The following is a 19,094-nucleotide window of genomic DNA, read 5'->3' on the forward strand; positions in this document are numbered from 1 at the left end:
GAGCCATGCCCGAACCGAAAGTCGCCAGCTTTCCGGCGATCCGTGGTGCGCTGAAGTTCTACCAGATCGCATCGATCATCACGGGAGTCATGCTGCTCCTGCTGGTCGCCGAGATGGTGCTGAAGTACACGCCGATCCACCTCGAGCTCTTCGCGGGCGGTTCCGGCGGGCCGCTGTGGTTCGCTCAGGTCGTCGAGGGTCCTGAGGGCCTCGAGTCGACCGGTGACGGATTCAACCTCTCGCTCGGCATCCTCGTCGCTCACGGTTGGTTCTACGTCGTCTACCTCTTCGCATGCTTCCGCATGTGGAGCCTGATGCGGTGGCCGTTCCTGCGGTTCATCCTCCTCGCGCTCGGCGGCGTCATCCCGCTGCTCTCGTTCTTCATGGAGGCCGTCGTCGCCCGCGACGTCAAGGCCTACCTCGCCACTCGGGAGGCCGCCGAGGCCTCCGCCCCTGCCACGGAAGGTGCCCGGTGACCGAACAGACCGAGACCCAGCAGCGCCCAGCGCTCGTCGTCGACTTCGGCGCGCAGTACGCGCAGCTGATCGCCCGCCGCGTCCGCGAGGCCGGTGTCTACAGCGAGATCGTGCCGCACACCGCGACCGCCGCCGAGATCGCCGAGAAGAACCCCGTCGCGATCATCCTGTCGGGCGGCCCGTCGTCGGTGTACGAGGAGGGTGCTCCGCGCCTCGACCCCGCGGTGTTCGAGCTCGGCGTCCCGACGCTCGGCATCTGCTACGGCTTCCAGTACATGGCCCAGACGCTCGGGGGCGAGGTCGCGCACACCGGCCTCCGCGAGTACGGCGCCACGGATGCCCTCATCTCGGGTGACGGCGGCACGCTGCTCGGCGGTCAGCCGAACGAGCAGAACGTGTGGATGAGTCACGGCGACCAGGTCGCCACGGCCCCCGAGGGCTTCGAGGTGCTCGCCACCACCGAGGCGACGAAGGTCGCGGCGTTCGCCGACGAGCAGCGCCGCTTCTACGGCGTGCAGTGGCACCCCGAGGTCAAGCACTCCGACCACGGCCAGCGCGTGCTCGAGAACTTCCTGCACAAGGGAGCGGGGCTGGCGTCCGACTGGAACCCCGACAACGTCATCGCCGAGCAGGTCGAGCGCATCCGCGAGCAGGTCGGCGACGCGCGCGTCATCTCCGCCCTGTCGGGCGGCGTCGACTCGGCGGTCTCCACGGCCCTCGTGCACAAGGCGATCGGCGACCAGCTCACTGCGGTGTTCGTCGACCACGGTCTGCTGCGCAAGGGCGAGCGGGAGCAGGTCGAGAAGGACTACGTCGAGTCCACCGGCGTGCGGCTCATCACGGTCGACGCGGCCGACACATTCCTCGGCCACCTCGAGGGTGTGACCGACCCCGAGGAGAAGCGCAAGACCATCGGCCGCGAGTTCATCCGCGCGTTCGAGAAGGTGCAGCTCGACCTGGTCGCCGAGGCCAAGGCCTCGGGCGGCGCCCCGGTGAAGTTCCTCGTGCAGGGCACGCTGTACCCCGACGTGGTCGAGTCGGGCGGCGGCGCCGGCACCGCGAACATCAAGTCGCACCACAACGTGGGCGGTCTGCCCGACGACCTCGACTTCGAGCTCATCGAGCCGCTGCGTGCCCTGTTCAAGGACGAGGTGCGCGCGATCGGCCGCGAGCTCGGCATCCCCGAGGCGATCGTCGGACGCCAGCCCTTCCCCGGGCCCGGTCTCGGCATCCGCATCATCGGCGAGGTCACGAAGGACCGCCTCGAGATCCTGCGCGAAGCGGACGCGATCGCCCGTGAGGAGCTCACGAAGGCCGGGCTCGACCAGGACATCTGGCAGTGCCCCGTCGTGCTGCTCGCCGATGTGCGCTCCGTGGGAGTGCAGGGCGACGGCCGCACCTACGGGCACCCGATCGTGCTGCGTCCCGTCTCCAGCGAGGACGCCATGACCGCGGACTGGACGCGTCTGCCCTACGACGTGCTGTCGAAGATCTCGAACCGGATCACGAACAGCGTCCGCGACGTCAACCGCGTCGTGCTCGACGTGACGTCGAAGCCGCCGGGGACCATCGAGTGGGAGTGACGAAGGAGCTCCCGCTCGTCTGATGAGCGCTGGTGGCACTCGACCGCGCCAGCGGGCGAGTGGGAGTGAGTAGGACGCTCCTCCACCGTCGACGACGAACGGGCACGGGCCATGCGGTCCGTGCCCGTTCTCGTGTCTTCGGGCAGGATGGCCGTATGACGACAGCGCGGACGAAGCTCACGGTGATCGGTGCGGGAAGCGTGGGGGTGAGCGTGGCGTACGCGGCGCTGATCCGGGGGAGCGCGGCGGAGGTCGCGCTGTACGACATCGCCACGGCGAAAGTGGATGCCGAGGTGCTCGACCTCGCGCACGGCACGCAGTTCACCTCCGCGGCCGTGAGCGGAGGGTCGGATCTCTCGGTGGTGGACGGCAGCGACGTGGTCGTGGTGACGGCCGGCGCGAAGCAGCAGCCGGGGCAGACGCGGATGGAGCTCGCGAGCACGAACGCCCGCCTCCTCCAGCGCCTGCTGCCGCAGCTCGTCGAGCGCGCGCCGTCTGCGGTGTTCCTGATCGTCACGAACCCTGCCGACGTCATGACGGTCGTCGCGCAGCGGGTCACCGGTCTCCCGCCGCACCGCGTGTTCGGATCGGGCACGGTGCTCGACACCTCACGGCTGCGGTGGCGGCTCGCGCACCGCGCGCAGGTGAGCACGTCGAGCGTGCACGCCGACATCGTGGGCGAGCACGGCGACACGGAGTTCCCGCTCTGGTCGAACGCGACCATCGGCTCGGTGCCGATTCTCGACTGGCCGGCCGATGAGCCGTTCACCGCCGAGGAGCTCGACCGGATCGCCGTCGAGGTGCGCGACGCGGCGTACACGGTCATCCAGGGCAAGGGCGCGACGAACCTCGCGATCGGTGTGAGCTGCGCGCGCATCGCCGAGGCGGTGCTGCGCGACGAACGGGCCGTGCTGCCTGTCGCGACCGTGCTGGGCGGCGAGTACGGCATCGAGGGCGTCGCCCTGTCGGTGCCGTCCGTCGTGGGCGCAGAGGGGGCGATACCGCTCGGCGAGACGCCGATGGACGAGCGCGAACTCGGGCTGCTGCGGGCCTCCGCCGATGCCATCCGCACGGCTGTCGACGCCCTGATCTGACGGCCGCGGAGAAAGTTCGAGAAAATCCCGGAGCGATGTCGATCCGCGTCGTTCCCGTTCGACGTCTTCAGTGAGAGGGTCGAATCCCGGCCCCACCGAACAGGAGAACATCATGAAGTACATGCTGATCATGCGCGCGACCGACGAGGCCGTCGAGGCGTACAAGGAGATGCCGTTCGAGCAGGTCATCGCGGCCATGGGCGCCTACAACGAGTCCATGATGAAGGCGGGCGTGCTCGCGGCGGGCGAGGGGCTGACGGATGCCGCCGAGGGCTTCGTCGTCGACTTCAGCACCGAGACGCCGCTCGTGACCGACGGCCCCTACGGCGAGACCAAGGAGCTGTTCAACGGCTTCTGGATCCTCGAGGTGTCGAGTCGAGAGGAGGCCGCCGAGTGGGCTCGCCGCGCGCCTCTCGGCAAGGGTTCGTTCCTCGAGGTGCGTCGCGTGACCGACGCCTCCGACTTCCCGGCCGACAACGAGTGGATCGAGAAGGAAGAGGGCTGGCGGCAGGAGCAGGCGCAGCGCGCCGAGCAGTGACATGACCGTCCCCGACGACAGCGAGACGGCGCGCTCGGCCCACGACAGAGACGCGGCAGAGCGCGCCGTCGCCGCGGTGTGGCGCATCGAGTCGGTGAAGATCGTCGCCACGCTCACCCGTCTGGTCGGCGACTTCGGTCTCGCCGAGGACCTCGCCCAGGAGGCCGTGGTGGATGCGCTGCAGCAGTGGCCGCGTGAAGGGGTGCCGCGCAACGGTGCGGCCTGGCTCACGGCGGTCGCGAAGCGCAAGGCGGTCGACGGCTGGCGGCGCCGTGAACGACTCGACGACCGGATCGCGGTCATCGCGCACGACCTCGAGCGCGAGCAGGCGGAGGCGGCGGACGCCCCGCCGTGGGACCCGGATGCCGTCGACGACGACGTGCTGCGGCTGATCTTCATCTCGTGCCACCCCGTACTGTCGCGGGAGGCGCAGGTGGCCCTCACCCTGCGCGTCGTCGGCGGCCTGTCGAGCGAGGAGATCGCCCGCGCGTTCCTCGTGCCGACAGCCACCGTGCAGCAGCGCATCGTGCGGGCGAAGAAGACCCTCGCGGCAGCCGGCGTGCCGTTCGAGGTGCCGCCTCGGGAAGAGCATGCCGCGCGTCTCGGAGCGATCCTCGGCGTGCTGTACCTCGTCTTCAACGAGGGGCACTCGGCGTCGAGCGGCGCGGACTGGATGCGTCCGGAGCTCAGCGCCGAGGCCATCCGGCTGACCCGCGTGCTCGCCGCCCTGATGCCCGCGGAGCGCGAGGTGCACAGCCTGCTGGCGCTCATGGAGCTCACCGCAGCGCGCTTCCCTGCGCGCGTCGACAGGAACGGCGACCCCGTGCTTCTGGCCGATCAGGATCGCCGTCGCTGGGACCGCGGCCGCATCGCGCGGGGCAGAGCCGCGCTGGCGACGGCTGACGCTCGGGGAACCGGACGCGGCGCGTACGGGCTGCAGGCCGCGATCGCGGAGTGCCACGCGGTCGCGCCCTCGGTCGAGGAGACCGATTGGGAGCGCATCGTGGTGCTCTACGAGGCGCTCGGGCGCATAGCGCCGTCGCCCGTCGTCGAGCTCAACCGGGCGGCGGCCGTCGCGATGGCCACGGGGCCGGCATCGGCCCTCCGCATCATCGACGAGCTCGCGGCATCCGGAGCCCTGCGCGGTTACCACCTGCTGCCGGCGACACGTGCCGAGCTGCTGCTGCGGCTCGGACGGGTCGATGAGGCGCGCAGCGAGTTCGCGACCGCGGCCTCTCTCGCCGGCAACGACCGGGAACGAGCGCTGCTCGAGGCCAAGGCGACAGGGGCCTGAACACGAGAGAACCCCCTCGGAGCGATCCGAAGGGGTTCTCTGCGCCACCGCGTGCGCGGCGGGTGTCAGGCGCGCGACTTGCTGCCGCGTCCGGCGATGAGGCCGTAGATCAGCAGAACGATGATGGATCCGCCGATGGCGAGGAGCCACGTGCCGAGGTCCCAGAACTCCGTGAGCGGGCGGTTCAGGATCACGGAACCGAGCCAGCCGCCGAGCAGAGCTCCGACGACGCCGAGCAGAAGGGTCACGAACCAGCCGCCACCCTGCTTACCCGGAAGGATCAGCTTGGCGATGGCTCCGGCGATGAGGCCGAGAAGAAGAAAGCCGAGAAAACTCATGGTCAGCTCCTATAAATCAGGAGCCCCGGGGTGCCGGGGCTTCGTGTTAACCAGCGTGCCTTTGCTGGGAAATCCCTGCAACCCCTTGCGCTCTCCGGTTCGGATATGGCAAAAGGCCCGCCTCCCTGGGGAAGCGGGCCTTTCGTGGAGCGCAGCGGTCAGTTGTTGCCGCGGACGATCGCGATGATGCGCAGGATCTCGACGTAGAGCCAGACGACCGTGACCATGATGCCGAAGGCGCCGAGCCAGCCGTACTTGCGGGGAGCGCCGTTGCGCACGCCCTGCTGGATCTGGTCGAAGTCGAGCACCAGCGAGTACGCGGCCATGATCACGACGAGGACGCCGATGATGACACCGAGCGGGATGCCGAGGATCTCGACCTTGCTCAGCAGACCGAACGCTGCGCCTTCACCGAGCACGCCGGTCCAGGTCAGGATGACGTTGATGAGCGAGAAGACGAGGTAGCCGACCAGCGCGATCATGAAGATCTTCGTGGCCTTCTTCGTCGCGCGGATCTTGCCGCTCGCGAAGAGCGCGAGGGTCACGCCGACGACCGAGACCGTGGCGAGCGTGGCCTGGAACACGATTCCCGGGTACAGGACCTCGAAGAACGCCGAGATGCCTCCGATGAAGAGACCCTCGAAGGCCGCGTACGCGAAGATCAGCGCAGGACGGACCTTCTTGCGCGAGGTGAACGAGATCACCATGGCGAGAACGAAGCCGCCGAGGGCGCCGACGATCCACGGCAGCATGTTCGGCTGGAACTGGTCGTACGGGTTCTGCACCGGTGCGCTGACGCCGCCGAGAGTCACGAACCAGCCGACGGCCGCCGTGACGAGGAGGATCGCGAAGAGACCGGCGGTCTTCCACACCGTGTCCTCGACAGACATGCGGTCGGTCTCGATGGCGCCGGCCGGCGGAGCGGCGTACATGCCCTCCAGCTGCGCGTTCGCGGCGGCATCCATCGTCCCGTGCTGGAACGAGGCGGCCTGCGCACCCTGAGCGCCCTGCGGAGCCCCGGGGTAGGTCGCGACGTTCCGCGGATCCTGCTGCTGGAACGCCGGGTTGTTGAAAGCGAAATTGCTCATGGTGGGCCTCACTCCAAAGGGGTTGTAGGTCGCTTTCCTCCACGATACCCGCCCTGGCGTGTCGCGCGCGTGTTCTACGCTGAGAGCGTGCCCAGGAAATCCCCCCTCGTCATCGGGCATCGCGGTGCCCCCGGCTACCGACCGGAGCACACGCGGTCCTCGTACGAGCTCGCGCTCGCGATGGGGGTGGACGCGGTCGAGCCCGACGTCGTGGCCACGAAGGACGGCGTGCTCGTCGTCCGCCACGAGAACGAGATCTCCGGCACGACGGACGTGGCGCAGCATCCGGAGTTCGCCGACCGCAAGATGACCAAGCGGGTCGACGGCGAGGCGCTGACCGGTTGGTTCACCGAGGACTTCACGTGGGACGAGCTGTCGACGCTGCGCAGCCGTGAACGCCTCCCCGACGTGCGCCTCTCGAGCGCGAGCTTCGACGGCGCGCAGGCGATCCTGCGGCTCGTCGACGTGCTCGACATCGTGCGCGAGGGCTCGATCGAGCACGGCCGCGAGATCGGCGTGGTGCTCGAGGTGAAGCACGCCACCTACTTCGCGAGCATCGGGATGCCGCTCGCGCCGCTCATCGCCGCGGAGCTGCGGTCGGCAGGCTGGGGCGAGGGCGCGCTGCCGCTCATCGTCGAGTCGTTCGAGTCCACTGTGCTGGGCGAGCTGCGAGACCTCGGCATCCCCGCCTCGTACGTGTACCTGATCGAGGCGGGCGGACGCCCCTACGACCAGTTCGCCGCGCTCGGCACCCGCGCGCGGACGTACAAGGCGACCCTCGAGCCGAAGGGGCTCGACGAGCTGGTCGGATCCGTCGACGGAATCAGCGTCGACAAGAAGATGCTGCTGGCGCGGGGCAACACGATCGTCGCCGACGCGCACGCCAGGGGCCTGAGGGTCTTCACCTGGACGTGCCGTCCCGAAAACCGCTTCCTGGCTGCCGAGTTCCGGGGTCAGGGCGGAAAGGACGCCTTCGGCGACTACGAGGCCGAGTGGGGCGTCATCGCCCGCAGCGGTGTCGACGGCGTCTTCGTGGACCACCCCGACCTGGGGGTCGCCTTCTTCCGCGACTGAGGGGGCTCAGCGCGTGCCGCGGACCTGGACGACGGCGCCGTTTCCGCGGGCAGCGGCAGGCTCTGCGGCCATTGCCCCGCCGGATGGCCGCAGAACATGACAGAGGTCGCCGAAGTTCACCGGCGACCCGAACACGCGGGGGCGGCCGTCCCCGCCGAGGCGCACTTCCGATGGCACACTGGCCCGATGACCGGAATCGTCGTCGACAACGTCAGCCGATCCTTCGGGTCCGTCCATGCCGTCCGCGGCGCGAGCCTCGAAGCGGCGCCAGGGCGGGTCACGGGCCTGGTCGGGCCGAACGGTGCAGGCAAGACGACGCTGCTGCTCATGCTCGCCTCGCTGCTCGCCCCCGACGCGGGCACGATCCGGATCGCGGGGGTCGATCCCTCGGTCGATCCGCTCGCCGCCCGTCGCCTGCTCGGATGGATGCCGGATTCGCTGGGCGCCTGGCCCTCGCTCACGGCGCGCGAGACGATCACGACGACCGGTCGCCTGTACGGGATGACGGCCGCCGACGCGGCCGCGAGAGCGCAGGAGCTGCTCGGGATCGTCGACCTCGTCGGCCTCGCCGATTCCCCCGCGAAGGTGCTGTCGCGAGGCCAGAAGCAGAAGCTCGGCCTCGCCAGAGCTCTCGTGCACGATCCGCAGGTGCTCCTGCTCGACGAGCCGGCCTCGGGTCTCGACCCCGAAGCCCGCATCCAGTTGCGCCTGCTGCTCCGGCGGCTTGCGGCCGACGGCCGCACCGTGCTGATCTCCAGCCACATCCTGTCGGAGCTGGAGGAGGTGGTGGACGACGCGGTGTTCCTCGTCGCGGGTACGGTCGTCGACGCCGCCCCGGCCGAGGCCACCGCACGCGCGTGGCGGATCCGCCTGGTCGGGTCCGATGCGGCGAGACAGTCGTCGCATGCCTGGCAGGTCGCGTCCGCGCTCGGCATCCCCGTCGAGTCCGTCGGGGTCGACCGGGGAGCCGTGCTCACCGCATTCGCCGACGAGGATCAGGCGGCGTCGGCCCTGCACGCGCTCGTCGCGGCGGGATTGCGGGTCGCGGAGTACGCCCCGGCGCAGAGTGTCCTCGAGCACACGTTCCTGCAGCTGCATCAGGGGACGACACGCCCGCCCGCCCCGACCGCGTCCCCGTCGAGCGACGCGCCAGGGATGCCCACCGCTCGCGGCACCGAGGACCGGGAGGTCGGAGCATGAGCCTCACGAACATCGGCATCATCGCCCGCCTCGAGCTGACCCAGCGGCTGCGCAGCGTCGGCTGGTACGTGCTGCTGGGCGTCTTCGCCGTCATCATGATCGGCGTCACCGTCCTCGCCTTCGCCGTGTACTCGTGGGGCGACTTCGTCGGTGCAGGCGTGTACTCGATCGTCGTCAACATGGTGCTGCTCCTGGTCGTGCTCGTCTCGCCGACCCTGAGCGGCAACGCCATCAACGGAGACCGCGACGCAGCGACACTCGCCGCGGTGCAGGTCACCGCGGCATCCACCGGCGACATCATGCTCGGCAAGCTGCTCGCCGCCGTCGGGACGGGCGGGGCCTTCCTCATCGTGGCCGTGCCGTTCCTCGGCGTCGGACTGCTCGGCGGCGGCGCGAGCCCGCTCACCCTGCTCGTGTCCCTGCTCGTCCTCATCGCCGAGATCATCATCGTCGCGACGATCGGCGTCGCGCTCAGCGGCCTCATCGCCCGCCCGCTGTTCTCGGTCGCGACGACGTACCTCGTCGTGGCGGGACTGGTGCTCGGAACGGTCATCGCGTTCGGCCTCGGCGGGATGGCGGTGCGGACCCAGATGGAGGAGGAGCTGTACGCCTACGACGAGTCGGGACAGCCGCAGTGCGAGACGGTCACGGGGACGGCCACCTACGAGGTTCCCCGCTTCGACCTCGTGTGGGGTGCTCTCGCGGCCAACCCGTTCGTCGTGCTGGCCGACGCGACACCGACCGACTACACGGTCCAGGGGTACCCGATCGACATGTTCGGGCAGATCAAGTACGCCGTGCGGAGCGCGCAGCAGTCGCCGCAGCAGCGGTGGAATCCGTGCGACTCCGAGTCCGAGTTCACGCAGTATCCGACCCCGAAGCAGATCATCGACTCGACGGTGCCCAGCTGGTTCGTGGGGCTCGGGGTGCAGGTCGTGCTGGCCGGCGGGCTGTTCGCGGGAGCGTGGGCGCGCACGCGCACGCCCGCGAAGACGCTGCCGCCCGGTACGCGCATCGCCTGACGCGGCGCGGGGCGCGGCCGTCCCCGCGGACGCAATGGCAACCCCGCGTTCACCCTCCGTGCACCCGAGGGATGCTGCGCGGCAAGGCGGATTCGGTGGTGTGGGGTGACACCCGTCTGCATCCCTTCAGGAGACCCATGTCCCGCCTGCGTTCTGCGGCGGCGATCATCACGGTCGGCGCGCTCGGCGCCGCCGCCCTGCTCGCCGTCCCCCTGTCCGCCTCGGGCGCCGAAACCGGCATCCGCATCAACGAGGTCGAGTCCGACGGGGGAATCCCCGGCGACTGGATCGAATTCTTCAACACGGCCGAGACCGAAGTCGATCTCAGTGGCTTCGTCGTCAAGGACAACAGCGACGGGAACTCCTACACGTTCCCGCAGGACGCGGTGGTCGCGGCCGGTGCCTATCTCGTGATCGACCAGCGGGATTCCGGGTCGGGCGCCGGGCAGTTCGACTTCGGCCTCGGCAAGGACGACCAGGTGCGCCTGTTCGACCCGCTCGGCGCGCTCGTGGACGAGACCTCGTGGACCGGCCACGCCGTGACGACCCGGGGCGTGCGCGATGTCGACGGCGCCGTCGAGTGGGCGGTCACGGCCGAGGCCACCAAGGGCGCCGAGAACGTGTTCCCGTCGACGGAGCCGGTCGGCGGATCCCTCGTGATCAACGAGGTGGACTCGCAGCCGGCCGACTGGGTGGAGTTCTACAACCCGGGCGACGAGGCGCTCGACATCTCGGGCTACGAGATCCGCGACAACTCCGACGATCACCGCTGGCAGTTCCTCCCTGGCACGTCGATCGCCGCCGGCGGATTCCTCGTCGTGGACGAGGCGTCCGTCGGCCTGGTCGGCGGCGTCGAGGCGCCGTTCCGCGAGCCGATCGGCATCGGCAGCGCCGACCGCATCCGCCTGTTCGACGCTGCGGGCGCGATGATCGACGACACTCTGCCGTGGACGGGCCACGCCGCGATCGACGGCGACGCCGCCGCGGCCACCTTCGCGCGGTGCCCGGATGGGGCCGGCGTGTTCGCCCTCGCGTACGCGACCCAGGGCGAACCGAACTCCTGCGTGGTCCCCGACGTGGTGATCAACGAGATCAAGTCGAACGGGGACACCACCGACTGGGTCGAGGTGCTCAACACGGGCAGCACGCCCGTCGACCTGTCGGGCTGGACCGTCATGGACGACGACCCCGTGGGTCACGCGGCGGAGGCGACGCCCCTCGCCGCGGGCACCGTGCTCGCTCCGGGGGGTACCTCGTGTTCGACCAGCCGACGGACTTCGTCTTCGGGCTGGGCAACGGCGATACCGTGACCCTGCGCGACGCGAACGGCAACACGGTCGATGAGCACGTCTACACCGCGCACGCCGCAGGCGTCCTCGCGCGCTGCCCCGACGGCACCGGCGATGTCGTCGACATCGCGACCTCCACGAAGGGTCTGCGCAACGCGTGCGGCAACCCGGTGCGCATCAACGAGATCGAGTCGGACGGCGGAACGCCCGGCGACTGGGTCGAGCTCGTCAACCCGACCGATTCCGCGGTCGACGTGTCAGGAGTCGTGGTGAAGGACGACGACGACGCGCACGCCTACGCGATCCCCACCGGCACGACGATCGTCGCCGGCGGCTACCTCGTGATCGAGGGCGCCGACCTCGGCTTCGGACTCGGAGCGGGCGACGCGGTGCGCGTGTTCGACGGCGACCTGCTCGTCGACTCGACGAGCTGGGGTGAGGGCCACGCCGCGACCACGTGGGGACGCTGCCCTGATACGACCGGCGTCTTCGGAGTGACGGAGCGCGCGACGAAAGGCGCGGCGAATGCGTGCGCCGGCGAGATCGCCGTGTCAGCGTGGCCCGGCTCACCCGAGGTTCGTGTGCTCGACTCCGCTCCGACGTTCCTCGAGGACAGCTCGGGCCTCGACGTGCAGGAGACGGCGGACGGCGCCGTCCTCTGGGCCGTCGACAACGGCGAGGGGCGCATCTTCAAGCTCGCCGTCCAGGCCGACGGCTCCTTCGCCACCATCCCCGGCTGGGAGGCGGGCAAGCGCGTGCGCTTCCAGAAGGATGCCGCGAACCCCGCCGCAGCCGGCCCGGACACCGAGGGGATCACGGTCGACGGCGACGGGCTTGTCTACGTCGCCTCCGAGCGGGACAACAGCGCGAAGGGCGTGAATCTCAACACGATCCTCGAGGTCGATCCCGAGGCGGCCCAGGGCGACCTCGTCGCGCAGCAGGAATGGGACCTCACGTCTCTGCTGCCTGCCGTCGGTGCGAACCTCGGCATGGAGGCTGTGCAGTGGGTGCCGGACTCGGCGCTCGACGGCAAGCTCTTCGACCGGAACACCGGTGCGGCCTACGACCCGACCGACTACGCCGGTCGAGGTGACGGCCTGTTCTTCGTCGCGGTGGAGGACAACGGCCACGTCTATGCCTTCGCGCTGAACGACGACGGGTCGGCGACCCTCGTCTCGGAGATCGCGCCGGGGCTCGCCGGGGTCATGGCGCTCGACTACGACAGCGTGCTCGGCGTGCTCTGGGCCGTGTGCGACGACGGATGCCAGGGACGCTCGGCGCAGATCACGCTGAACGGCACGGCCCAGCCCGGTATCGCCCACTTCGCGCGCCCCGCAGGCATGCCCGACATCAACAACGAGGGCTTCGCCACCGCGCCGGCCTCGCTCGCCGTGAACGGGCAGCGCCCCGTATGGTGGTTCGCCGACGGATTCGCCTCCGAGGCTCTGCGCACCGGCACGCTCCCCGCGAACGTGGGCGGGAATCCCGGCGGCGGGAACTCCGGAGGCGGGAACCCCGGCGCGAACCCCGGCCAGACGCCGCCGCTTCCCGGCACTGCGCTCACGGATGGCAATCGCAACGGCGTCACGGTGAACCCGAGCGTCGCGAGCCGCGGCGATCGCGTCACGGTGTCGGTCGGCGCCGAACGCGCGGGCGAGGGCATCGCGGCGTGGATGTACTCCGACCCGGTGCTGCTCGCCAGCGGCGCGGCCTCGGCGGCCGGCACGTTCACCGTGACGATCCCGACCGACGCGCCGCTCGGCGCGCACCGGATCGCGATCTACACCGCGTCCGGCGAGCTCGTGGGCTGGGCGGACATCCGCATCACGGCCGGGGGAGCGCTCGCCGCGACGGGCGCCGAGGCGCCCACGGTCGGCATCCTGCTCGCGATCGCTCTGCTGGTCGCCGGCGCGGCAGCCATGCGCCGCCGACGGCACTCCGCGTAGCGTCATGCGACGGGAGGGGAGGGGCACTCCGGCACCCCGCCCCTCCCCGGCTCCCGGTGTCGGTGGTGACGCCTAGACTCATAAGGCCATGACCGAAGCCCCCCTCATCGTTCCCGGATCCGTCGGCCCTCGCTCCACCGGGGGGCCGGGTCAAGACGACCTCCTCGCCGGACTCAACCCCCAGCAGCTCGAGGCCGTCACCTACCGCGGCCCCGCGCTGCTCATCGTCGCGGGCGCCGGGTCGGGCAAGACCAGTGTGCTCACCCGACGCATCGCCTCGCTGCTGCGCTCGCGCGAGGCGTGGCCGAGCCAGATCCTCGCGATCACGTTCACGAACAAGGCCGCCGGCGAGATGCGCGAGCGCGTCGAGGGGATCGTCGGCGAGGCGGCCCGCGGCATGTGGATCTCGACCTTCCACTCCGCGTGCGTGCGCATCCTCCGCCGAGAGGCGCAGCAGTTCGGCTTCACGAAGTCGTTCACGATCTACGACTCGGGCGACTCGCGCGCCCTCATCAAGCGCCTGGTCAAGGAGCACGAGGCCGACGCCTACGGTCTGACCCCCGCGTCGGTGCAGGGGCGCATCTCGAAGCTCAAGAACGAGCTGTCGGATGCCGAGGCGTACGCGCGCCAGGCGAACATGAGCGACCCCGCCGAACGCATCTTCGTCGAGCTCTTCACCGATTACCAGCGGCAGCTGCAGAAGGCGAACGCGTTCGACTTCGACGACCTCATCGGCCAGACCGTGTACCTGTTCCGCGCCTTCCCCCAGGTGGCCGACACGTACCGCCGGCGCTTCCGTCATGTGCTCGTCGACGAGTACCAGGACACCAACCACGCGCAGTACGCGCTCATCCACGAGCTGACGCGTCCCGTCTCCGGAGACGCTCCCGACCCGTATGCCTCGAACGGCATGATGATCTTCGAGCCGGAGACGACCCCCGAGCTCGAGGGCGCATCGCTGACGGTGGTCGGCGACTCCGACCAGTCGATCTACGCCTTCCGCGGCGCCGACATCCGCAACATCAGCGAGTTCGAGCGCGACTTCCCCGGAGCCAAGGTGGTGCTGCTCGAGCAGAACTACCGGTCGACGCAGAACATCCTCTCCGCGGCGAACTCGGTCATCGGCAACAACTTCGACCGCAAGGACAAGAAGCTCTGGAGCGACAAGGGCGACGGTGACAAGATCATCGGCTTCACGGGCTACTCGCAGCACGACGAGGCCCAGTTCGTCGCCGACGAGATCGAGGCGCTGCGCCGCGCCGGCATGCCCTACTCCGAGATCGCGGTGTTCTACCGCACGAACTCGCAGTCGCGAGCGCTGGAGGAGATCTTCATCCGCTCGGCCGTGCCGTACAAGATCATGGGCGGCACGAAGTTCTACGAGCGCGCCGAGATCAAGGATGCGCTCGCCTATCTCGTGGCGGTCGCGAACCCCGCCGACGAGATGGCGGTCCGCCGCATCCTCAACAAGCCGCGCCGCGGCATCGGCGACGTGACCGAGACCGCGATCGCCCGGTTCGCCGAGGATCACGACATCACGTTCCGGCAGGCGCTGTCGGTGCCGGGCCAGCTCGGGGTGGGCCCGAAGATCCAGGCAGGCATCGCGCAGCTCGATGCGACGCTCGCCGAAGCGACCGAGATCATGCTCCCGGCGTCGGGGGAGGTGCCGCCGCCGACGTCTGTCGCCGACGGCCTCAGCGTGCTGCTGTCGAAGAGCGGGTACCTCGACGCGCTGCGCGCGAGCCGCGACCCCCAGGATGAGGCGCGGGTCGAGAACCTCGATGAGTTCGTCGCGGTCGCGAGGGACTTCGCGCGCAACAACCCGGAGGGCACGATCGTCGACTTCCTCACCGAGGTGGCTCTCGTGTCGGATGCCGACGACCTCGACGACGAGTCGGGCACGGTGTCGCTCATGACGATGCACACCGCGAAGGGACTCGAGTACGACGCGGTCTTCGTGACGGGAGTCGAGGAGGACCTCATCCCGCACCGCATCTCGGCCGGTGAGCCGGGCGGTCCCCAGGAGGAGCGTCGACTCTTCTACGTGGGCATCACGAGGGCGCGGAAGCGTCTGCACCTGTCGCTCGCCATGACGCGGGCTCAGTTCGGCGAGGTGTCGGTCGCGATGCCGAGCCGGTTCCTGCAGGAGATCCCGGCCGGGCTCATCGACTGGCGGCAGTCGCCGGGCGACGTCAACTCGCGCGGAGGCACTCAGTCCCGGGCGTTGAACGCTCGCCGCGGAGGCGGCGGGTTCGGCGGATCGGGCGACCGTTTCGGTGTGAAGCCGCTGCCCGGCAGCGACTCGCTGAAGCCCCTGTCGACGGCGATGGACAAGTTCCCGAATCGCGTCACGGCGAAGATGCGCGACAACGGCGACCTCGAACTGGCGGCGGGCGACCGCATCCGGCACTCCGACTTCGGCGAGGGGCGAGTGGATGCCGTGACGGGTGAAGGTGCGAAGCGGATCGCGCACGTGCGGTTCGACTCCGCCGGGCAGAAGAAGCTGCTGATCAAGGTCGCGCCGATCGAGAAGATCTAGCGGGATCGCGGGTTAGGCTGGCTGATATGGCCCTGTTCTCCCGCCGCAAGAAGTCCGCTGACGACGTCGTCGCCGACCAGACCGAGGCAGACGCGACCGCGTCCACCGACGAGATCGACGGCACCGCGTCGCAGTCGGGCGACGCCGCGACGAGCGATCCGCAGAACCCCGCCGATGCGGCATCCGATTCGGCTGCCGCATCCGAGTCGTCCGCAGCCGAGTCGTCCGCATCCGAGTCGTCCGCTTCCGGCGTCGAGGAGGCAGCTCCCTCCTCGACGGAGACTCCCGTCGAGGAGGCGCCTCCGGCCGTCGGGATCTCGGTGCAGGCCTTCCGCGGTGTCGGCGCTCAGGCCGGGCCCGAGGTGTCGCTGCCCGATCCGAACGCCGCAGCCGCTCCCTCGACTCCGGCGTCGGCCTCCACGACGCCCGTCCAGCCGACGTTCGGGGGAGCACCCGCCCCGCGCCTCATCGACGCCCAGGCCGAACGCCGGCTGCCGCTCGCTCCCGCCCTCCCGCCGGAGCAGACCGAGACGGTCGCCGGCATGAAGGACAACGTGCTGCTGCGCGAGGCCCTCGCGCAGGTCGAGCAGGGTGCCACGAACGAGCAGCTCCTCGGCGTGCTGCGTCAGGCGCTGCAGGCGCACCTGTACATCCGTGTGAACGGCGATGCGCGCGCGCAGATCAGCGAGGGCAAGCCGCTTTCTGTCGCCGTCGTGCGCGATGGCGACCGCCAGTTCATGCTCGCCTTCAGCTCGGCAGGAGCCGTGCGCGACTCGGTGCAGCTCGAGAAGGATCCCACCGCGACCTCGGCCGTGGCCCAGCCGGTCACCTCGGTGCTGCAGCAGGTCGTCGCGGGCGATTTCGCCGGACTCATCGTCGACAACGCCTCGGCACCGCACCGCGTCGTCTTCCCCACCGAGCTCCTCGAGAAGACGCTCGAGCAGGCAGACGTCGAGATGACCGTCAAGTCTCTGCTCGCGCAGCCGCGTGAGCAGGACACGGCGGCGAAGATCGGTCAGGCGCTGGCGACCAAGCGCATGTGGGTGGCCGTGAACGACGGCACCGGAACGGGACAGCCCGGCATCGCGGAGGCGCAGACGCCCGACGGCAAGCGGTTCCTGCAGCTGTTCTCGCACCCGCTCGAGGTGCTGGCACTCGGACGCGGCGACCGCCCGCTGCCCTTCGACCCCGAGCAGCTGGCCAAGCTCTTCGCCAGCCACCCGGAGATGGCTGGCGTGATCCTCGATCCCGCCGGTCCGACGCTGGCCGTCGACCGCGAGGCTCTCGCGCCGGTGCTGGTGCTCGCGGTCGACCTCGGCGACTGACGCACGACCTCGGCGACTGAGGCACGTCCTGAGCGACTGACGCACGACCTCGGCGACCGGCGTGCGATCCGGCGGATGACGCTCGGCGACCGGCGCGCGATCCGGCGGATGACGCTCGACGCACGTCGCCGTTCGCGGGGGTTCCACGCGTCCCGCTCGCGCCCTAGGGTCGGAGCATGGCCTCCGAACGCGTGACCCTGACCGTCGTCGATCCGGACGGAGAGCGCGAGGTCGCGCTGTCGAGCCCCAACCGCGTCGTGTGGCCCGAGGTCGGCATCACCAAGGCGGAACTGGCCGAGTACTTCCAGCTCGCGAGCGTGCCGTTCCTCGCGGCCAACGGCAACCGTCCCGTCTCGCTGGAGCGGTTCCGCGACGGCGTCGGCAGCGAGGGCTTCTTCTCGAAGAACCCGCCGAAGGGCACGCCCGACTTCGTTGACGCCGTCACGCTGACGTACAACAGCGGGCGACGGCATCCGCAGATCGTGCTGAACCGACCGAGCGCGATCGTGTGGGCCGCCCAGATGAACACGATCGTCTTCCACCCGTGGGCGTCGCTCGCGACCGATCCCGACAATCCGATCGAGTTGCGCATCGACCTCGATCCCCAGCCGGGCACGGACTTCGCGGACGCCGTGACCGCCGCTCACGAGCTGCGGACGGTGCTGCGCGAGGCCGGTCTGGAGGCGTTCGCGAAGACGAGCGGCAACCGCGGCCTCCACGTCTTCGCGCCCATCGAGTCGACGCACGAGTTCCTCGACGTGCGGCACGCGGTGATCGCGGCCGGACGTGAGCTCGAGCGTCGGATGCCGGAGCAGGTGACCACGAACTGGTGGAAGGAGGAGCGCGGTCAGCGGATCTTCGTGGACTTCAACCAGGCGAACCGGGACCGCACGATGGCGGGCGCCTACAGCCCGCGCGCCCTGCCGAAGGCGACGGTGTCGACGCCCGTGCACTGGGACGAGCTGGACGATCTGGATCCGTCGCAGTTCACCGTGCGCAGCATCCCGAAACGGCTCGACGAGATCGGTGATCCGTGGACGGACAAGCAGGCGTCACCGGGGCGCATCGACACCCTGCTGGAGTGGTGGGAGCGCGACAAGGCCGACGGGCTCGGGGAGCTGCCGTTCCCTCCGGAGTTCCCGAAGATGCCGGGCGAGCCGCCGCGTGTGCAGCCGAGCAAGAAGGTCGCCGCGAACTGGGACGAGAACGGCGAGCCGACCGGGGAGTGAGGCGCTGGCTCCGGATGCCGCGCGTCAGCCGATCACGTCGGCGAGGTCGTACCCGGCGACCGTGTCGAGCTGGTCGTACGTGCACGAGCGCGCGTCGCGATCAGGGCGCCAGCGCTCGAACTGCACGGTGTGCCGGAAGCGGGCCCCCTCCAGCTGGTCGTAGCGCACCTCGAGAACGCGTTCCGGCCGCAACCGCACGAACGAGACGTCCTTCGACCCGCTGAACCGCGACCGCTCGCTCTCGCCGGTCACGGCCGCGCCGTCGTCGTCGCGCTCGACGAGGGGAGCGAGCTCGTCCACGAGTTCTGCGCGGCGCTTGTCGCTCCACGCGGCGACCCCGCCGACCTGGCGCAGCACCCCGTCGGCGTCGTACAGCCCGACCAGCAGCGATCCGACCCCGTTGCCCGACTTGTGGATGCGGTAGCCGAGCGCCACGACATCGGCGGTCCGCGCGTGCTTGACCTTGATGAGCGTGCGCTTCCCCGGCGCGTAGGGCTGGTCCAGCGGCTTCGCGACGACGCCGTCGAGTCCGGCACCCTCGAACTCGGCGAGCCATCGGACGGCCGCGTCGCGGTCGGTGGTGGTGCGGGTGATGTGCAGCGGATGCTCGACCGTCGCCATCAGCGCTTCGAGGCGCTCGCGGCGCTCTCGGAAGGGCGTCTGCAGCAGGTCGTCGTCGCCCTCGGCGAGCAGATCGAAGGAGATGAACATCGCGGGGGTCTCCGCTGCCAGTCTCGCGACGCGTGACGCCGCGGGGTGGATGCGCTGACTCAGCGCCTCCCAGTCGAGCCGCTGCGCGCCCTCGCGGCCGGTGGCGACGACGATCTCGCCGTCGAGCAGGCACGGGCCGGGGAGGAGTTCCGGGATCGCCTCGACGAGCTCCGGGAAGTAGCGGGTGAGCGGCTTCGCGCCCCGCGACTCGATCTCCACGGTCTCGCCATCCCACGCGATGAGCCCGCGGAACCCGTCCCACTTCGGCTCGAACAGCAGTCCACCGGTCGTCTTCGCCGGGTCGGGGACGGATGCCGCCGCCTTGGCGAGCATGGGAGCGGGGATCTC

Annotated in this window: 16 protein-coding genes; 13 read left to right on the top strand and 3 right to left on the bottom strand. The window is 70.1% G+C overall.

Annotated elements, in window-relative coordinates; all coding sequences use genetic code 11:
* Nucleotides 1–5: 5 nt before the first annotated feature.
* The 5 genes from RAC69_RS09215 to RAC69_RS09235 all read left to right on the top strand — a co-directional run bounded on the left by RAC69_RS09215 (nt 6) and on the right by RAC69_RS09235 (nt 4,985).
* Complete coding sequence (locus RAC69_RS09215) at nt 6–476, top strand: DUF3817 domain-containing protein (protein WP_096714278.1); 471 nt, start codon at nt 6–8, stop codon at nt 474–476.
* Nucleotides 473–2,059, top strand: a complete 1,587-nt coding sequence (gene guaA / locus RAC69_RS09220; protein ID WP_375086559.1) for a glutamine-hydrolyzing GMP synthase — start codon at nt 473–475, stop codon at nt 2,057–2,059. The genes RAC69_RS09215 and guaA overlap by 4 nt, the downstream gene beginning before the upstream one ends.
* A 155-nt stretch (nt 2,060–2,214) precedes the next feature.
* Nucleotides 2,215–3,153, top strand: a complete 939-nt coding sequence (locus tag RAC69_RS09225) for an L-lactate dehydrogenase (RefSeq protein ID WP_375086560.1) — start codon at nt 2,215–2,217, stop codon at nt 3,151–3,153.
* 112 nt (nt 3,154–3,265) lie between these two features.
* Nucleotides 3,266–3,691, top strand: a complete 426-nt coding sequence (locus RAC69_RS09230; RefSeq protein ID WP_375086561.1) for a YciI family protein — start codon at nt 3,266–3,268, stop codon at nt 3,689–3,691.
* Between the two features lies 1 nt (nt 3,692).
* A complete protein-coding gene (locus RAC69_RS09235; RefSeq protein WP_375086562.1) occupies nt 3,693–4,985 on the top strand; it encodes an RNA polymerase sigma factor in 1,293 nt (430 codons plus the stop codon).
* Nucleotides 4,986–5,050: 65 nt separating this feature from the next.
* Here RAC69_RS09235 and RAC69_RS09240 read toward each other — a convergent pair whose 3' ends face one another.
* Complete coding sequence (locus tag RAC69_RS09240; RefSeq protein WP_341935211.1) at nt 5,051–5,323, bottom strand: GlsB/YeaQ/YmgE family stress response membrane protein; 273 nt, start codon at nt 5,321–5,323, stop codon at nt 5,051–5,053.
* Between the two features lie 158 nt (nt 5,324–5,481).
* The gene (locus tag RAC69_RS09245) at nt 5,482–6,411 is read right to left on the bottom strand and encodes a Bax inhibitor-1/YccA family protein (RefSeq protein WP_341935210.1); all 930 of its coding nucleotides are present in this window, start codon (nt 6,409–6,411) and stop codon (nt 5,482–5,484) included.
* A gap of 87 nt (nt 6,412–6,498) precedes the next feature.
* Between RAC69_RS09245 and RAC69_RS09250 the strand changes: the two genes are divergently transcribed.
* The 8 genes from RAC69_RS09250 to ligD all read left to right on the top strand — a co-directional run bounded on the left by RAC69_RS09250 (nt 6,499) and on the right by ligD (nt 18,035).
* The gene (locus RAC69_RS09250) at nt 6,499–7,485 is read left to right on the top strand and encodes a glycerophosphodiester phosphodiesterase family protein (RefSeq protein ID WP_375086563.1); all 987 of its coding nucleotides are present in this window, start codon (nt 6,499–6,501) and stop codon (nt 7,483–7,485) included.
* A 186-nt stretch (nt 7,486–7,671) separates the two neighbouring features.
* Complete coding sequence (locus RAC69_RS09255; protein WP_375086564.1) at nt 7,672–8,685, top strand: ABC transporter ATP-binding protein; 1,014 nt, start codon at nt 7,672–7,674, stop codon at nt 8,683–8,685.
* Entirely contained in the window at nt 8,682–9,707 is a 1,026-nt protein-coding gene (locus tag RAC69_RS09260; RefSeq protein WP_375086565.1) for an ABC transporter permease, read from the top strand. Before RAC69_RS09255 ends, RAC69_RS09260 begins: the two co-directional genes overlap by 4 nt.
* Nucleotides 9,708–9,844: 137 nt before the next feature.
* Nucleotides 9,845–11,017, top strand: a complete 1,173-nt coding sequence (locus RAC69_RS09265) for a lamin tail domain-containing protein (RefSeq protein WP_375086566.1) — start codon at nt 9,845–9,847, stop codon at nt 11,015–11,017.
* A complete protein-coding gene (locus RAC69_RS09270; RefSeq protein WP_375086567.1) occupies nt 10,963–12,942 on the top strand; it encodes a lamin tail domain-containing protein in 1,980 nt (659 codons plus the stop codon). Before RAC69_RS09265 ends, RAC69_RS09270 begins: the two co-directional genes overlap by 55 nt.
* An 88-nt stretch (nt 12,943–13,030) precedes the next feature.
* Entirely contained in the window at nt 13,031–15,481 is a 2,451-nt protein-coding gene (locus RAC69_RS09275) for an ATP-dependent helicase (protein WP_375086568.1), read from the top strand.
* Between the two features lie 26 nt (nt 15,482–15,507).
* Nucleotides 15,508–16,806, top strand: a complete 1,299-nt coding sequence (locus RAC69_RS09280; RefSeq protein ID WP_375086569.1) for an SseB family protein — start codon at nt 15,508–15,510, stop codon at nt 16,804–16,806.
* A 176-nt stretch (nt 16,807–16,982) separates the two neighbouring features.
* Nucleotides 16,983–18,035, top strand: a complete 1,053-nt coding sequence (gene ligD / locus RAC69_RS09285; RefSeq protein ID WP_375086570.1) for a non-homologous end-joining DNA ligase — start codon at nt 16,983–16,985, stop codon at nt 18,033–18,035.
* Between the two features lie 24 nt (nt 18,036–18,059).
* Here the strand turns inward: ligD and RAC69_RS09290 are convergent.
* Nucleotides 18,060–19,094, bottom strand: a 1,035-nt coding sequence (locus RAC69_RS09290; RefSeq protein WP_375086571.1) for an ATP-dependent DNA ligase, incomplete at its 5' end; no start/stop codon positions are given.

It is taken from the genome of Microbacterium sp. LS_15, assembly GCF_041954735.1.
GTDB lineage: Bacteria > Actinomycetota > Actinomycetes > Actinomycetales > Microbacteriaceae > Microbacterium.

Bases quoted from the DNA above. Each gene is read 5' to 3' on its own strand.
- RAC69_RS09215 (WP_096714278.1), top strand. From the start codon at position 6: ATGCCCGAACCGAAAGTCGCCAGCTTTCCGGCGATCCGTGGTGCGCTG.
- RAC69_RS09225 (WP_375086560.1), top strand. From the start codon at position 2,215: ATGACGACAGCGCGGACGAAGCTCACGGTGATCGGTGCGGGAAGCGTG.
- RAC69_RS09230 (WP_375086561.1), top strand. From the start codon at position 3,266: ATGAAGTACATGCTGATCATGCGCGCGACCGACGAGGCCGTCGAGGCG.
- RAC69_RS09235 (WP_375086562.1), top strand. From the start codon at position 3,693: ATGACCGTCCCCGACGACAGCGAGACGGCGCGCTCGGCCCACGACAGA.
- RAC69_RS09240 (WP_341935211.1), bottom strand. From the start codon at position 5,323: ATGAGTTTTCTCGGCTTTCTTCTTCTCGGCCTCATCGCCGGAGCCATC.
- RAC69_RS09245 (WP_341935210.1), bottom strand. From the start codon at position 6,411: ATGAGCAATTTCGCTTTCAACAACCCGGCGTTCCAGCAGCAGGATCCG.
- RAC69_RS09255 (WP_375086564.1), top strand. From the start codon at position 7,672: ATGACCGGAATCGTCGTCGACAACGTCAGCCGATCCTTCGGGTCCGTC.
- RAC69_RS09260 (WP_375086565.1), top strand. From the start codon at position 8,682: ATGAGCCTCACGAACATCGGCATCATCGCCCGCCTCGAGCTGACCCAG.
- RAC69_RS09265 (WP_375086566.1), top strand. From the start codon at position 9,845: ATGTCCCGCCTGCGTTCTGCGGCGGCGATCATCACGGTCGGCGCGCTC.
- RAC69_RS09275 (WP_375086568.1), top strand. From the start codon at position 13,031: ATGACCGAAGCCCCCCTCATCGTTCCCGGATCCGTCGGCCCTCGCTCC.
- RAC69_RS09280 (WP_375086569.1), top strand. From the start codon at position 15,508: ATGGCCCTGTTCTCCCGCCGCAAGAAGTCCGCTGACGACGTCGTCGCC.
- ligD (WP_375086570.1), top strand. From the start codon at position 16,983: ATGGCCTCCGAACGCGTGACCCTGACCGTCGTCGATCCGGACGGAGAG.